The organism is Limnohabitans sp., assembly GCF_046052765.1.
Lineage (GTDB): Bacteria > Pseudomonadota > Gammaproteobacteria > Burkholderiales > Burkholderiaceae_C > Limnohabitans.
The window spans coordinates 1-14,235 of sequence record NZ_JAVLFQ010000090.1 but is presented as its reverse complement, the minus strand read 5'-3'; the positions used below and the strand labels follow the sequence as shown (position 1 = coordinate 14,235).

At 44.6% G+C, this 14,235-nt stretch carries 18 protein-coding genes and 1 tRNA gene; 16 read left to right on the top strand and 3 right to left on the bottom strand.

What is annotated here, in order from left to right:
- The first annotated feature begins 7 nt into the window (after positions 1 to 7).
- The 15 genes from AC9UG7_RS12635 (at position 8) to AC9UG7_RS12565 (ending at position 11,203) form a co-directional block, all read left to right on the top strand.
- The gene (locus AC9UG7_RS12635; protein WP_509588661.1) at positions 8 to 1,228 is read left to right on the top strand and encodes an IscS subfamily cysteine desulfurase; all 1,221 of its coding nucleotides are present in this window, start codon (positions 8 to 10) and stop codon (positions 1,226 to 1,228) included.
- Positions 1,229 to 1,350: 122 nt separating this feature from the next.
- A complete protein-coding gene (gene iscU, locus AC9UG7_RS12630; protein WP_509588399.1) occupies positions 1,351 to 1,737 on the top strand; it encodes a Fe-S cluster assembly scaffold IscU in 387 nt (128 codons plus the stop codon).
- A 1-nt stretch (position 1,738) separates the two neighbouring features.
- Positions 1,739 to 2,062, top strand: coding sequence for an iron-sulfur cluster assembly protein IscA (gene iscA / locus AC9UG7_RS12625; RefSeq protein ID WP_509588397.1), 324 nt, complete (start codon positions 1,739 to 1,741; stop codon positions 2,060 to 2,062).
- A 29-nt stretch (positions 2,063 to 2,091) separates the two neighbouring features.
- On the top strand, positions 2,092 to 2,613 hold the full coding sequence (hscB, locus tag AC9UG7_RS12620; protein WP_509588659.1) for a Fe-S protein assembly co-chaperone HscB: 522 nt from the start codon (positions 2,092 to 2,094) through the stop codon (positions 2,611 to 2,613).
- Between the two features lie 16 nt (positions 2,614 to 2,629).
- Positions 2,630 to 4,486 (top strand): Fe-S protein assembly chaperone HscA, encoded by a 1,857-nt coding sequence (gene hscA / locus AC9UG7_RS12615; RefSeq protein WP_509588395.1) that lies wholly within the window; start codon positions 2,630 to 2,632, stop codon positions 4,484 to 4,486.
- On the top strand, positions 4,486 to 4,824 hold the full coding sequence (gene fdx, locus AC9UG7_RS12610; RefSeq protein ID WP_509588393.1) for an ISC system 2Fe-2S type ferredoxin: 339 nt from the start codon (positions 4,486 to 4,488) through the stop codon (positions 4,822 to 4,824). The genes hscA and fdx overlap by 1 nt, the downstream gene beginning before the upstream one ends.
- 5 nt (positions 4,825 to 4,829) lie before the next feature.
- Positions 4,830 to 5,534, top strand: a complete 705-nt coding sequence (gene dnaQ, locus AC9UG7_RS12605; RefSeq protein WP_509588391.1) for a DNA polymerase III subunit epsilon — start codon at positions 4,830 to 4,832, stop codon at positions 5,532 to 5,534.
- Positions 5,535 to 5,626: 92 nt separating this feature from the next.
- Positions 5,627 to 5,701 (top strand) — tRNA-Val (locus AC9UG7_RS12600).
- 462 nt (positions 5,702 to 6,163) lie between these two features.
- Entirely contained in the window at positions 6,164 to 6,760 is a 597-nt protein-coding gene (locus AC9UG7_RS12595; protein WP_509588389.1) for a SiaB family protein kinase, read from the top strand.
- A gap of 8 nt (positions 6,761 to 6,768) precedes the next feature.
- Positions 6,769 to 7,152: a DUF1987 domain-containing protein gene (locus AC9UG7_RS12590; protein ID WP_509588387.1), complete on the top strand. Its 384-nt coding sequence runs from the start codon at positions 6,769 to 6,771 to the stop codon at positions 7,150 to 7,152.
- Positions 7,153 to 7,171: 19 nt separating this feature from the next.
- On the top strand, positions 7,172 to 8,206 hold the full coding sequence (locus AC9UG7_RS12585) for an adenylate/guanylate cyclase domain-containing protein (protein WP_509588385.1): 1,035 nt from the start codon (positions 7,172 to 7,174) through the stop codon (positions 8,204 to 8,206).
- The gene (locus tag AC9UG7_RS12580) at positions 8,199 to 9,413 is read left to right on the top strand and encodes a PP2C family protein-serine/threonine phosphatase (RefSeq protein ID WP_509588383.1); all 1,215 of its coding nucleotides are present in this window, start codon (positions 8,199 to 8,201) and stop codon (positions 9,411 to 9,413) included. Before AC9UG7_RS12585 ends, AC9UG7_RS12580 begins: the two co-directional genes overlap by 8 nt.
- 5 nt (positions 9,414 to 9,418) lie before the next feature.
- Positions 9,419 to 10,006, top strand: a complete 588-nt coding sequence (locus AC9UG7_RS12575; protein WP_509588381.1) for a cyclic nucleotide-binding domain-containing protein — start codon at positions 9,419 to 9,421, stop codon at positions 10,004 to 10,006.
- A 28-nt stretch (positions 10,007 to 10,034) separates the two neighbouring features.
- Positions 10,035 to 10,379, top strand: a complete 345-nt coding sequence (locus AC9UG7_RS12570) for a cyclic nucleotide-binding domain-containing protein (RefSeq protein WP_509588378.1) — start codon at positions 10,035 to 10,037, stop codon at positions 10,377 to 10,379.
- Between the two features lie 11 nt (positions 10,380 to 10,390).
- The gene (locus tag AC9UG7_RS12565; protein ID WP_509588376.1) at positions 10,391 to 11,203 is read left to right on the top strand and encodes a hypothetical protein; all 813 of its coding nucleotides are present in this window, start codon (positions 10,391 to 10,393) and stop codon (positions 11,201 to 11,203) included.
- Positions 11,204 to 11,305: 102 nt separating this feature from the next.
- Here the strand turns inward: AC9UG7_RS12565 and AC9UG7_RS12560 are convergent, their stop codons facing one another.
- The 3 genes from AC9UG7_RS12560 to AC9UG7_RS12550 all read right to left on the bottom strand — a co-directional run bounded on the left by AC9UG7_RS12560 (position 11,306) and on the right by AC9UG7_RS12550 (position 13,865).
- Positions 11,306 to 12,100 carry a class II glutamine amidotransferase gene (locus tag AC9UG7_RS12560; RefSeq protein WP_509588374.1) on the bottom strand — a complete coding sequence of 265 codons (795 nt, stop codon included), beginning with the start codon at positions 12,098 to 12,100 and terminating at the stop codon, positions 11,306 to 11,308.
- 384 nt (positions 12,101 to 12,484) lie between these two features.
- Complete coding sequence (locus AC9UG7_RS12555; protein WP_509588372.1) at positions 12,485 to 13,078, bottom strand: 2-hydroxychromene-2-carboxylate isomerase; 594 nt, start codon at positions 13,076 to 13,078, stop codon at positions 12,485 to 12,487.
- A 22-nt stretch (positions 13,079 to 13,100) separates the two neighbouring features.
- Positions 13,101 to 13,865: an SDR family oxidoreductase gene (locus AC9UG7_RS12550; protein ID WP_509588369.1), complete on the bottom strand. Its 765-nt coding sequence runs from the start codon at positions 13,863 to 13,865 to the stop codon at positions 13,101 to 13,103.
- A gap of 109 nt (positions 13,866 to 13,974) precedes the next feature.
- Here AC9UG7_RS12550 and AC9UG7_RS12545 point away from each other — a divergent pair.
- Positions 13,975 to 14,235: alpha/beta fold hydrolase (locus tag AC9UG7_RS12545; protein ID WP_509588366.1), on the top strand; the 261-nt coding region annotated here is incomplete at its 3' end.

Here is a 14,235-nt window from a genome sequence, read left to right as displayed (position 1 = left end):
GGATACCATGGATATGACGCCTCATTTCCCGATTTATCTGGATTACGCCTCCACCAACCCCTGTGACGAACGCGTGGTCGACGCCATGATTCCCTGGTTGCGCGAGCATTATGGCAACCCAGCTTCCCGTAGCCACGCCTGGGGCTGGGAAGCCGAGGAAGCAGTTGAAAAAGCGCGGGTCCAAGTAGCGGATCTGATTGGCGCCGACCCTCGTGAAATTGTCTGGACTTCTGGCGCGACCGAGTCCAACAATCTGGCTATCAAAGGTGCTGCGCATTTCTACAAAACCAAGGGCAAGCACCTGATTACCGTGAAAACCGAGCACAAAGCCGTGCTCGACACTATGCGTGAACTTGAGCGCCAAGGCTTTGAGGTGACGTACCTTGATGTGCAAGAAGACGGCTTGCTTGACCTGAACAAGTTGAAAGACGCTATCCGACCAGACACTTCGCTCATCAGCGTCATGCATGTCAACAATGAAATTGGTGTCATCCAGGACCTTTTTACCATCGGTAATTTGTGTCGTGAAAAAGGCATCATCTTTCATGTCGATGCCGCCCAGTCCACCGGCAAGGTTGACATCAATTTAGCTGAATTGCCGGTTGATTTGATGAGCTTGGCATCGCACAAAACCTACGGACCTAAAGGCATTGGCGCTTTGTATGTTCGCCGTAAACCACGTATCCGCTTGGAGGCCCAAATGCACGGCGGCGGCCACGAGCGTGGTATGCGCAGCGGTACCTTGCCCACGCATCAGTGTGTTGGTATGGGTGTGGCATTTCATCTGGCTAAGTTGGAAATGGCGCAAGACATCGCCAAAGCCCGGCATTTGTCTCAGCGTTTGCTCAACGGATTGAAAGACATAGAACAAGTGTTCATCAACGGCCACCTGACTCAGCGTGTGCCGCACAACTTGAACATCAGTTTCAATTACGTTGAAGGCGAGTCATTGATCATGGGCATCAAAGGTCTGGCGGTGTCATCTGGTTCAGCCTGCACCTCAGCCAGCTTAGAGCCTAGTTATGTACTGCGTGCCTTGGGTCGCAGCGATGAACTCGCTCACAGCAGTTTACGCATGACCGTGGGACGTTTTTCCACTGAAGAAGAAATTGACTATGCCATCGCAACGATTCGTCTGAATGTCAGCAAGTTGCGCGACCTCAGTCCGTTGTGGGACATGTACAAAGACGGCATTGACATCAGTACCATTCAGTGGGCTGCTCATTGAACAGTTGCGACACATTGAAACACCGTTTTGTCGCTGTTGATGACCGTGCTTAGCGCATCGTTTTCACAACGGCAACACACATGGGCCCATTGACGGCTAGCAGAATTTACACAAGGAAGAATATGGCTTACTCAGAAAAAGTGATCGACCATTATGAAAATCCACGCAATGTGGGTTCGTTTGAAAAGGGAGATGATTCTGTAGGAACCGGCATGGTTGGAGCACCTGCATGCGGCGACGTGATGAAACTGCAAATCAAAGTCAATCCCGTCACCGGCATCATTGAAGACGCACGTTTCAAAACCTATGGTTGCGGTTCAGCCATTGCGTCTTCTTCTTTGGTGACAGAGTGGGTCAAGGGGAAAACCTTGGACGAAGCTGCGTCACTCAAGAACAGCGAAATTGCCCAAGAGCTGGCGCTGCCGCCTGTCAAAATCCACTGTTCCATCTTGGCCGAAGACGCCATCAAGGCTGCGGTTGACGATTACAAAAAGAAACACGCCCACTGATATGTCAGTCTCTATGACCGAAGCTGCCGCACGGCATGTGAACCGCTACCTCAGTAAAAGAGGCAAGGGCGTTGGTGTGCGCTTAGGTGTCAAAACCACGGGTTGCTCAGGGCTGGCCTACAAACTGGAATATGTAGACGAACTTGCGCCTGAAGATGTGGTGTTCGAGGTTCATGGTCTGAAAATTCTGATTGACCCCAAAAGCCTGCCTTATCTGGAAGGCACGGAACTCGACTTTGTCCGTGAAGGTCTTAATGAAGGCTTTAAATTTAACAATCCCAACGAACGTGACCGTTGCGGCTGTGGTGAATCTTTCCGGGTTTGATGGTGAGCGAAGGGTTAGTCTCGGCTGCGCTGACACTTGCTAGCAGCGACTTTGAATTATTCGGCTTGCCTATCTGTTTTCAAATCGATACCGCTTTACTGGATCGGCAATGGAAGCAGCTACAACGACAAGTCCACCCTGACCAGTTCGTGTCACAAAGTGCTGCTGACAAGAGATTGGCTATGCAATGGTCAGTCCGCGTCAACGAGGCCTATCAGCGTTTAAAAAATCCGTTACGCCGCGCCGCTTATTTGTGTGAAATAAATGGTGCGCCGATTCGTGCCGAAGACAATACAGCTATGCCACACACTTTTTTGATGCAACAAATGCAGTGGCGGGAAGAACTCGATGAAGCACCAGATGTTGTCGCTATTGAAGCCTTGCAGCATCAGATGATTGATGAGAAAAAAAAGCTTCTGCAACAATGTGCACAAGACATTGATTTGCACGCAGATTGGATAAATGCTTCACACACTGTTCGTGCGCTCATGTTTATAGAGCGATTTGAACAAGACTTGGATTCCCGCCTAGACCGCTTAAACAATAACTAAAAAAGATTTCACGCAGATGGCTTTGTTGCAAATTTCCGAACCCGGTCAGGCTCCCGATCCGCACGCCAGGCGTATCGCCATTGGCATAGACCTCGGCACTACGCATTCGCTCGTTGCCAGTGTGCGTAACGGCGTTGCCGAATGTCTGCCAGACCAACAAGGACGGGTGATATTGCCGTCGGCAGTTCAATATTTAGGTAACGGTAAACGTGCCATCGGTCACGAAGCGCTGGCAGCGCAGGCGCAAGACCCGCTCAACACCATTGTCTCGGTCAAAAGATTCATGGGGCGTGGTGTCGCCGATATAGCCAATGTCGCTGGGCTACCTTACGAATTGTTAGACAAGCCTGGTATGTTGAGTCTGCAAACGCGTGAAGGTGAAAAGTCGCCAGTCGAAATCAGTGCAGAAATACTGGCGACATTGCGTCAACGCGCTGAAGATACTTTTGACGATGAGATTTATGGCGCAGTCATCACGGTACCCGCCTATTTCGATGACGCTCAACGCCAAGCCACCAAAGACGCAGCGCAAATGGCTGGCCTGAATGTATTGCGGCTCATCAACGAACCCACAGCCGCTGCAATCGCCTACGGACTAGACAATGGCAGCGAAGGCATTTACGCTGTCTACGACTTAGGCGGCGGTACTTTCGATGTGTCTATTTTGCGCTTGAGCAAAGGCGTGTTCGAAGTCATGGCCACAGGCGGCGACTCCGCCTTGGGTGGAGATGATTACGATCGCGCAGTGGTCGAAAATGTTTTGTCTGCGACTGGCCGTTCATTGAATAACGCCTCAGACAAGTCGCGCATGTTGACAGCAGCACGTCATGGCAAAGAAGTTTTGTCCGACAACACAGAACATCTCTTGCAATTAGAACTCAGCGACGGTCCTATCAGCCACCTCGTGACACGCGCAGCTTTTGAAGCGAGCACACAGCATTTGACACGCCAAACTTTGCAAGCCGTGAAAAAAGTCATGCGTGACGCCGGTATTCAAGCGTCTGATATTCATGGTGTGGTGATGGTCGGTGGTTCCACGCGCATGCCGCATATTCAATCGGCGGTTGGTGAATTGTTGCAATGCCAACCTTTAAACAATGTCAACCCAGACGAAGTGGTTGCCTTGGGCGCGGCTATTCAAGCCAATCAATTGAGCGGCAACAATCCCAACGGTGAATTGCTGTTGCTGGATGTCATCCCATTGTCTTTGGGTATAGAAACCATGGGCGGTTTAGTAGAACGTATTGTTCCGCGTAACCAGACCATTCCTACCGCGATGGCGCAAGACTTCACCACTTACCAAGACGGACAGACTGCTTTGGCCTTGCATGTGGTGCAGGGCGAACGCGATTTGGTGGTTGATTGCCGCAGCCTGGCGCGTTTTGAGTTACGCGGTATTCCGCCCATGGCTGCCGGTGCTGCGCGCATACGTGTGACCTTCACCGTCGATGCGGATGGATTGCTGAGCGTGAATGCGATTGAGACCAACAGCGGCGTGCAAGCACAGATCAATGTCAAGCCAAGCTACGGCTTGTCAGATGATCAAATTGCCACCATGCTGCAAGACAGTTTTCATACCGCCGAGTACGACAAGAACGCGCGTGCCTTGGCCGAAGCTAGGCTCGAGGCCGACCGCATGTGGCTGGCCGCGCAAAGTGCTTTAAACGCTGACGAACATTTGCTCACGGTAGATGAGGCATCGGTCATTCGAGGTTTGATGGCTGAAGTGTTGACCGCAAAATCGCTTGAGACGCCAGCTGCCATTGAGGCTGCGACAGAAGCTTTGGCTAAAGGAACCGAGGCTTTTGCTGCGGCACGCATGAACGACGGCATACGCAAAGCGTTGGCTGGTAAACATATCGGGGCCATGTGATGACAACTATCAAAATTCTTCCGCACGTTGAACTTTGTCCTGAAGGCATAGACATACATACTTTGCCCGGTAACAGTATTTGTGAGGCCTTGCTGGACAACGGTATCAATATTGAACATGCCTGCGACATGAGTTGCGCCTGCACCACCTGTCATGTCATTGTGCGTCAAGGCATGGCCAGTTTGAATGACGCGCAGGAGGAGGAAGAAGATTTGTTAGATAAAGCTTGGGGTCTGGAACCTAATTCGCGATTGGGTTGTCAAGCACTGGTTGCGCAGCAGGACTTGGTGATCGAGATTCCGCGCTACACCATCAACCATGCCAAAGAAAACCACTGAACTCCATGCGACAAATTGTCCTCGATACTGAAACCACTGGCCTGTCGCCAGAGGCAGGCGATCGCATCATTGAAATTGGATGCGTGGAATTGATCAACCGTAAATTGACTGGCAATAATTTTCACCACTACCTGAATCCAGATCGCGATATTCATGAAGATGCGATGAAGGTGCACGGCATCAGCACCGATTTTTTAAGCGATAAACCTCGCTTTGAAAATATTGTTGAAGAATTCCTGGCTTATGTGCAAGATGCTCAAATCATTATTCACAATGCGCCATTTGACGTCGGTTTTTTGAATGCCGAATTGCAACGCAATGGCAAACCAGTATTCAAAGAACATGTCAATAGTGTGCTGGATACGCTGGCCATGGCCAAGGAGCTATACCCAGGCAAACGCAATTCGTTGGACGCTTTGTGTGAACGTCTTGGAGTGAGCAATGCAGCACGCACATTACACGGCGGTTTGCTGGATGCAGAATTGCTGGCCGATGTCTATATCAACCTGACCCGCGGTCAAGATGCCTTGTTGATGGAGGGTGAAGACAACAACGCCGGTATTTTCAATACAACCAAAAAAGATTACAGTCATTTCAAATTACCTGTCATTCAAGCGACGGCTGACGAATTGTTGAGCCATGAAAAATTACTCGATGAGATTGACAAAGCCAGCGGCGGTAAAACGATATGGAGACAAGCATCGGCTTGAATTGGTTCTTCAAATCAAAGACTTCTCTAGGCTTCATTCGTCTCTTGTGAAATTGGATTTGTGTCAAAATACCTAATGTTGGTATCAGCATAGCGTGGTTAGCTCAGTGGTAGAGCATCGCCTTCACACGGCGGGGGTCGGGGGTTCGAAACCCTCACCACGCACCACTACTTTTTTTTATATATAAATCAACTGTTTAAGTGCTTTTCACGATTTACTTTCACAGAAAACTTTATATGCTTCCCTAGGAAGCAAATTTTTAGACGATAAAAATATAATTACTAATAATCAATACAAAGTAAATATCCTAATGGTATCTTTGTAACAATTTTCATATGCTCACGCCGCGTGAGCAAAGCAGAAATCTAATAAGTAAGAGAGAGTTAACTACTTATCCATAGATACAGTCTCAATAATGTTTATAAATTTGTTATAGAAGTCTGTTTGATTTTGATAGATGAAGCGAGCGATCTCCTTGTTTTCAAAACAACCTTCGACAGGTTTTTGCGTAAGTTCAAGAAGGCGAATGGCTGTAAAGTCAAGGCTTCGGGCCTTGCTTTTGAAAGGCAATTAACAGTAAAATATTGCTATCGGAAAATATTATTTGTCAATACAACATAAATCAGTTTATGAAAGCATTAACTAAACTTGATGGTCAGTCTTACATTAATTTTCGAAAAGAGCTTAGTGATCGTGGAATAGTTTTTTCTTATAGCGGTTACTTAAATGAAGATATTCTGTATGGCATTGGTAACGCCCTTCGAATCAAAATGATTACTGATCGTACGGATGAGAAAATATCCCGTGCAGTTTTCTCTTCGTTTGTAGAGCAAGTGCAAAATGTCATCCGCTATTCAGCAGAAACCTCCCCTGAGGTACCGCTTCATGATGAATTAAATACCCCTGAAGCTATTGTTCTGCCATATGGTTTGGTAGCAATTGGGATCCATCCAGATGGGCGATACTTTGTAAACTGTTGCAATATTATTCAGAGTATTGATACTGTGAGAATTTCAGAACAGTTGGAATCAATTCGAGGATTGGATCGCAAACAACTGGGTGTATTAATGAGGCAGCAATTACGTGACGGTCCGCCAGAAGGTTCTAAAGGCGCTGGTGTTGGTTTTATATCAATTGCACGTGAAGCAAACGGTAATTGGGAATATGACATTATCAAAAATTTCAAAGATGGTTTTGATTTTTTTACATTCGAAGCTCACTTCTAATATTAAGTATGAAAAATATTGAAATATCGGCTGCACAACGAACGCCAAAAGTCAGCCTTGATGTATCAAGGCGTATTTTTGAAATTGAGGGGGAGTCCTACCCTGAAGATACAAAAAAGTTTTATGAAATTCCAATTGCACAAGTTCTTGAATTTTTGGCTCTTAAACACCAAGATGAAGTTATCTGTAAATTCAAATTTAAGTACTTTAATAGTTCTTCAGCGAAAGTGTTAATGGATCTTTTTACTGCAATTGAAGACTCAGCAAATAAAGGAAATCAGGTGAAAGTTGAGTGGTACTTCATATTTGATGATGACAATATGAAAGAGCTTGGTGAAGAATTTTCAGAGGAGCTTAGTTATGCAAAATTCGAATTGATTGAATATTCTTGATCTTGATTACATCTTTGAAATGAATCAATTTAACTTTCAAAATGAAGAATCTGTCCTGATTTATTTTCAGGAAATAGCTACAAGTGAAAAAATTGTAAGAAAAGAGGAATTTGAAGAACTGTTGACTCAATATTCAAAGCTTTTCAAAAATTTTTCTCGGATGATCCGTATCAGTGATAAAAATGAGCATCGTTTACAGACTATTTCTCATGAACTATCTATTGAAAAAAAGAAAATGGAGGTTGTGGCAGAACAACTTTCTCGCTATCTACCAAAGCAAATATATAGATCTATATTTGCAGGTGACTATGCATTAGAGTTAAAAACAAGAAGAAAATTATTAACTGTATTTTTTTCAGATATCAAAGGATTTACCGAGATTTCAGCAAGCCTACAACCTGAGGCACTGACATATTATGTCAATAAATATTGTTCAGAGCTCTCTGATATCGCAATGAGGCACGGTGCAACGATAGACAAATTCATCGGTGATTCAATGATGATCTTTTTTGGTGATCCAGAATCTAAGGGGGAAATGGAGGATGCCTTGGCCTGTGTAAGAATGGCCGTTGAAATGCAGTTACGTCTATCGGAACTCAATGCTGAATGGATGACTGAAGGACTTCAATATCCGTTCTTAACACGTATCGGTATAAACACTGGTTGGTGCAATGTCGGTAATTTTGGCAGCACAACCAGAATGTCCTATACCATTATCGGAGGAGAAGTTAACTTAGCGGCACGAATTGAAAGCCTGTGCGAACCCTCTGGTGTGCTAATCTCCTCTGAAACTTATGGTTTGATAAAAGATTTTGTTGTTGCTGACGAAAAAGATTTAGTAACTCTCAAGGGTATTAAAAATCCAGTTCGCACATACAGCGTTCGTCGTTTACTGGATGATGGAGAAATTGATACACCTCCAATTACCTTGCACATTCCTGGTTACGACCAAGTACTTATAAATACTCATCAATTGAGTTTGCCAGATCGACTTGACTTAATTACAAGTCTTAGAAGCGTATTGTCTTTACTGGAGGGCCATAAAAATGATTGAAAAAAATGTTGGAAGTATTCTGCGCACTCAATGGTCCGTGAGTATCAATGAAAAATGCGGAAACTTAATTGAAGCCTTACGGAAAGACGAAAATGCTGTAGTTGTCCCAGTCATGGGAGTTAATGGAGATGCAATAGGACTGATTGAAAAACAATCGGCATTAATGTTGGCATCAAATCCCCTACATTACTCAGTAATTCAAAATCGAAGTGTTAGTGCTGCGATGGTGGACAAATTCCTAAGTTTTGATGAAAGTATATCTATTGATGAAGTGGCGTCAACTTTCTTAAAGGAAGGATTACCTTTGAGTGAAGGCGGTTTTATTATTACGCGCGATGGAAGTTTTGCTGGTGTTGGTGCCTGTACTGACACACTAAATTATTTGGTTGAATCTAACTCTCGCCGTGCTCTTGAAATGTCAGAACTTCATGAAGAGTTGATCGACAGCGTTAGATACGCTGGTCGAATTCAAAAAAGTTTATTACCTACGAAAAAGAACCTACAAGTTGGTTTTTCGGATGTAGGAGTAATTTGGGAGCCTCGTGACATAGTCGGTGGGGACGTTTATTGGAGATCTGAGGACATAGGAAATAACCACTTTACGGTCGGCTTGATCGACTGTACTGGTCATGGCGTACCTGGAGCCTTGATGTCTATGATGGTATTGAGTATATTGAATCGTATTTATGCAGAGGACGCACAAATACAACCTGGCGTTGCGCTTGCGCGGCTTGGTAATTTAGTCCGCGACGCTTTAAATCAAAATTCACTGGAGTGCGATTCAAATGATGGATTTGATGCGGGATTATGTAAGATTGATTTATCGAATCGAAAATTAATATTCTCTGGCGCACGAAACAATTGTTTTGTGGTGCCCCGAGGTGATGACCAAATCCTTCGAATTGCAGGGGAAAAATCTGCATTAGGCTACCCAGGAATTACACCTTACACGCCTCTTGAGGAATTTGAAATTCCGCTGGACGGATATCGTATGTTTTGTATGGCGTCGGATGGTATTTTTGATCAGCCTGGAGGGCCGAAGAATATTGCCTTTGGCCCAAAGCGTTTTATGGAATTTGTTGACAAAAATAGATCAGCAAGCCCATCTAATTTATTGCAATTTTTGCTTCAAACTGTAAGTGATTGGCGTGGTACAGAACTCAGAAGAGATGATTTATCCGCTATTGCATTTTCCATCAATTCTTAGTTTACTTGATTGAGCATAGATTTGATAAGCTTTATATCAGACCATTGGAATTTAAAATATTTGCTGAGATATGCATTTATTCTTTAGAAAGTTTTTTTTATTTTTTAAAATTAATTAAATTTAGTATGTCTAATCTACCTTCATATAAAGCCAGTTTTTCAATCGTCCGCGAGATTAATCCTGGTTCAAGTGACATAAATCCTGAATTTGAAATGGAGTCCTTACGATCTGGTTCTCTTAAAAGCGATATGCGATTATTTTTATCAATTTCCAGATCTCCTTTGCTTGACACAAAACTGTTTGAACCTAAAACAAAAATTATGTCCTCTGGCAGTCAAGTCGATTTTGCTTATCTGATAACTCAAGGTAATTTAGTTGCCGTCAAAGGTGACAGCATTTATCGCCTTGGGCCTGGCTCAGTAATCGGTTTGGCGGAAGGTCTAATCAACCAACCCTTTAGTATGAATGTCATAACCACGACTGCTGTTTTGGCCTGCGTGATTCCCTTACATAAAATCGACGCTACTATCTCCAGACTTCCGCCAGAAGTTAAAGCAATTTTGAAAACAATTATCAACCGAATAATTGCTTAATTCCTTAAAAAAGTATTGGAAAACTTGTATGGATAATTTTGAAGTTCAAACTTTAGAAGATGGTGATGTCATTTTTAAAGTTGGTGATTTGGCTCAACATCTTTATTTCATAGAAAAAGGAGTAGTTGAGTTAATTGATCTGCAGGGAAAAGTATTTGCCAGCGCGAATACTGGGCAGTCATTTGGGGAGGCAGCAATCTTGCCAGATGGAATTCGTTCAGCTACTGCAAGGGCAAAAGGCAAAGTGATTTGTAAAAGAATAAGTGCTACTCAGGCTTCCGAAATACTTCTGGCTCAATCTCCACTTTTGGTGACGGTATTGGAGGCATTGCTACTCCAGCAAAGTATGAATAATGTTCTTCGCAATCATTGAGTCCGAGCTCAATGTCCTCAAATTTCTCTAACTATTTAGATACCCGCATTACTGATGCAGGGGAGTGTTTACATTCATCCCTATCCTATTTGCGACATTCTTGGTCAGAGGGTTGGCTAGGTTTACCTTTAATACTTAGTAAGTGCATATCTTTTCTCAATTTCAGTGAGGAAATAACAGACGCAGAAATAAATTCATTGCTAAATGCGGCAATGTGCATAGCTCATCAAATTGAGTTAGAAAAAGGTTGCGGCATAGGTACGGAAGAACCTTGTTATCACAATAGGCTGCATTTTGCTGATTCAATAACCTGTATGACGCTTCAGTGTCATTTAGAGGCATTAGGCGGCGTAAGGCGAGATCCGACATGGCAGGCGGCATTATTGCTTGCTGCAATATCTCATGACTTTCGCCATCCTGGACGCACTAATAGATTTCCATCTGATATTGAAACTGCTTCGATTGATGCTCTTTTACCTTTTTTAAAATCAGTGCATTTAAGTCAACTGTGGATAGAAAGATTAAAAATAATCATCATGCGTTCGGACTTCGCACTTGTTAAGGATAATCATTTGCGGGTAAAGGATCGTTCTTTTCAATGGGATGTTGACTGGGCCACTGTTCTACTTAATGAATCCGATATTATGGCGAGTGCTACTTCGAGTTTTGGCCCATCACTTAGTCATGCCCTATCCGCAGAATGGGCGATTATTCATTTTCCTGCACACACAACAGTAGCGACGGAGGAGGGCCGACGTCAGTTTTTATCAACTATTTATTTTTCGTCTGATTCAGCCAAGAAAATTTACTCTCATCTTAAGTAATGCACAAATATATATTTGTTACATATTGAGAATAGGTTTGCTTTTCATTCGAAGCGGTTTCAACTTCTGCAAGGGTCGCCACTTAGCATTTCTTTTAAGCTGTTAGACAGTTATTTTGAAATGCTGTAAACCTTGCTCAGTCCAATGGATACCGTTTCGTTCTTCAACTTTGAACCAGTGTCCAGCATCAGAATCTGATGGCTCCGATGCAATGGTTGTGATTGGGTTGGAGCCTGCTTCGCTGGCTCGCGTATGCGGGGAACCAAAGTACATACTTGGTGACTGATCGTCACTTGAATATCTAAATGCCCACATTTCTTTGCCATTGGTCAGTGCGCAAGATATCCGCATAGGATCATTTGAGTTGTGTTTTTCCATGATGCCGGTTACATCACGTAATGTTGCTTGCAGTGCAGAGATAGGATCATTAATTAGGCCTTTGCTAAGTGCCACTAAAAATAAAGCTTCACTGTCTGTGGTGCCTTCTCTGTGTGGGTAGTGCACATGGTCAATTAAGTCTTCTACATCTTTGCGGCAGTTATGCCAATTGCCAATCTTTCCGTTGTGCATGAAGGTCCAGTTTTGCCAAATAAACGGATGGCAATTGCTTCTGTTGACCGCAGTGCCAGTGGTAGCGCGTACATGAGCGAAAAACAAACTTGTTCGAATATGTGCTGCAAGCGACCGAAGATTGGCATCGTTCCAGGCTGGCAGTACATCTTTAAATAGTCCAGGCGTGGTGCGCTGGGTGTACCAAGCAACACCAAATCCATCGCCATTGGTGACCCAACTAGATTGGTTAGCAGCAAGGCTTTGACTCACTATCGAGTGCTCTTGGTGAAATACCAAGTCTTCTAGGTAAATTTCTGGACCAGCATAAGCAACCCATCTGCACATAGTGACCTCCTTTAATGGATTGGCAATGTCTTGCAGTCTATTGCATAGCGAAAACTCCATATACTTTGACTTGTCCCGCGACTTGTAAACGGGTTAGGTGAGAGTTCAAAACGCACAAGCGTAAAGAGTCTTTACGCTTTTATTCCTATAAGTTATTTACAGGTTTAAAAAACCAAACTTTTTATTCTGTTAACCATACTACTTCTATACTACTTTGAGTTACCAGAAAGCAGCTAACACAATGAATTCATTGAAGAAATTAGTGGTCTAAAGGAGTCTTCACACTGCAGGGGTCGCAAGTTCGAAACTTGCATCGCCCACCAATTTATTGGTTATAGAACAAGCACTTGCAGCGATACAAGTGCTTTTTTTATGTATTCGTATTCAAGCACGAAGAGCAGCTTTAAGTTGCTCAATCCGATCTTGCCCCCAAAACATGTCTTGGCCAACAAAAAAAGTGGGGGCTCCAAAGACGCCCCGGTCGACCGCTTGGGTGGTGATATCTTTGAGTCTATCTTTCGTGGCTTGCTCGTTTGCCAACTGAAGTAGCTCGACGGGGTCAAAGTGCGCTTCTCGCAGAACTTGCTCAACCACCTCGGGTGCATTAAGGTTCAGTGCATCGACCCAAATGGCTTTGAAAATGGTGTCCATGAATTCATGCATACGAGCATCGGAGCGCATTTGCAATCCTGTGACCATGCGCATGAGGGTGGTGGTAATGATCGGAAAGAAAGGGTTTGTTTCAAGTGGAACGCCGTAGTTGTCGGCAAAACGCTTGAAGTCAACAAAGATGTACTTACCCTTGGCAGGCACACTGGCAGGCGATGCGTTTCCAGTAGCCTTAAAAACCGCTCCCAGAAGCATCGGAAGATATACAGGACTCGCTCCTGTTTCCGCCTTTATTTTGTCCATCTGGGTGTGGGCCAAATAAGTAGCCAAGCTGCCAAAGTCAAAATAATAATCAAATGTTTTTGCCATAATTTTTCACCTTAAAGTTTAATCAGAACTTTTCCATATAGGGCCGCAAATCGAGCTCGTGCGTCCAAGCGTCTCTGGGCTGTTGGTGCAGCATCCAATAGGCATCTGCGATGTGGTCAGGATTGAGGATTCCACCCTGATCCTTTAATGCGTAGCGCTCAGGAAAAAGTGTGCGTATGAATTCTGTATCAATGGCGCCGTCAATGATGGTGTGTGCCACATGGATACCCATAGGCCCCAGCTCGCGTGCCATGCTTTGCGCTAAGGCACGCAAGGCCATCTTCCCGCCTGAAAACCCAGCGAAGTTTGCGCTGCCTCTAAGCGAAGCCGTAGCGCCCGTAAAAATGAGGGTTCCTTTTTGGCTGGTGCCGCCAATGTGTGGCTCGTTGTGAGGGGTTCTGGCAACCATTCTCTTGGCAACCTCGCGCCCATTCAAAAAACCAGCTAAACAAGCCATCTCCCACATTTTTGTGTATCGGCGGGCAGTCTCGGTCAAGATGCTACTGGGTGAGTTGGCACCAATATTAAAAACCATCACCTCGATTGAGCCGATGTTGGACTCAATGTGCTCTATCAGCGCAATGACTTCATCTTCTTTGCGTGCATCTGAAGCGAATCCAAATGCAACGCCGCCTGATTGTTGAATTTGATCAAGCAATGGCTTTAATTTTTCAAGGGTTCTGCGGGTCACGCAAACAGTGAAACCTTCTCGCGCGAATCGTTTGGCTACAGCGCCACCCGTTGCGTCACCAGCACCTATGACCAAGCAGACTTTGGATGTGGACATGAAATTACTTTAAAGGCGTTGACTGGAATCGCATCTTAATCAATTCTTGCAGGGACTCCACTGAGAAAGGAAGACTCGCTAAACTGGTTAATCACTTCTAAAAGAGTCCATGAAAAAAATCAAAGTTTTCGGTCTTGTGCTTTTCGTAGCATTTGTCATTGCTATTGGCGGTATTGTCTCCATTTGGGCACCGGACCGATCAGCCGAAGATTTGTCGCAGCGCTGGGCGCAGCCGCCTTCTCAATTTGTATTGGTTGACGGGATGAAAGTTCACTTTCGAGACGAAGGTCTGCGTGACGACCCAATGCCACTGATTTTGTTGCACGGAACCTCGTCTAGTTTGCACACCTGGGATGGTTGGACTCAAGCG

Bases quoted from the DNA above. Each gene is read 5' to 3' on its own strand.
- AC9UG7_RS12635 (WP_509588661.1), top strand. From the start codon at position 8: ATGGATATGACGCCTCATTTCCCGATTTATCTGGATTACGCCTCCACC.
- iscU (WP_509588399.1), top strand. From the start codon at position 1,351: ATGGCTTACTCAGAAAAAGTGATCGACCATTATGAAAATCCACGCAAT.
- iscA (WP_509588397.1), top strand. From the start codon at position 1,739: ATGTCAGTCTCTATGACCGAAGCTGCCGCACGGCATGTGAACCGCTAC.
- hscA (WP_509588395.1), top strand. From the start codon at position 2,630: ATGGCTTTGTTGCAAATTTCCGAACCCGGTCAGGCTCCCGATCCGCAC.
- fdx (WP_509588393.1), top strand. From the start codon at position 4,486: ATGACAACTATCAAAATTCTTCCGCACGTTGAACTTTGTCCTGAAGGC.
- dnaQ (WP_509588391.1), top strand. From the start codon at position 4,830: ATGCGACAAATTGTCCTCGATACTGAAACCACTGGCCTGTCGCCAGAG.
- AC9UG7_RS12595 (WP_509588389.1), top strand. From the start codon at position 6,164: ATGAAAGCATTAACTAAACTTGATGGTCAGTCTTACATTAATTTTCGA.
- AC9UG7_RS12590 (WP_509588387.1), top strand. From the start codon at position 6,769: ATGAAAAATATTGAAATATCGGCTGCACAACGAACGCCAAAAGTCAGC.
- AC9UG7_RS12585 (WP_509588385.1), top strand. From the start codon at position 7,172: ATGAATCAATTTAACTTTCAAAATGAAGAATCTGTCCTGATTTATTTT.
- AC9UG7_RS12580 (WP_509588383.1), top strand. From the start codon at position 8,199: ATGATTGAAAAAAATGTTGGAAGTATTCTGCGCACTCAATGGTCCGTG.
- AC9UG7_RS12570 (WP_509588378.1), top strand. From the start codon at position 10,035: ATGGATAATTTTGAAGTTCAAACTTTAGAAGATGGTGATGTCATTTTT.
- AC9UG7_RS12565 (WP_509588376.1), top strand. From the start codon at position 10,391: ATGTCCTCAAATTTCTCTAACTATTTAGATACCCGCATTACTGATGCA.
- AC9UG7_RS12560 (WP_509588374.1), bottom strand. From the start codon at position 12,100: ATGTGCAGATGGGTTGCTTATGCTGGTCCAGAAATTTACCTAGAAGAC.
- AC9UG7_RS12555 (WP_509588372.1), bottom strand. From the start codon at position 13,078: ATGGCAAAAACATTTGATTATTATTTTGACTTTGGCAGCTTGGCTACT.
- AC9UG7_RS12550 (WP_509588369.1), bottom strand. From the start codon at position 13,865: ATGTCCACATCCAAAGTCTGCTTGGTCATAGGTGCTGGTGACGCAACG.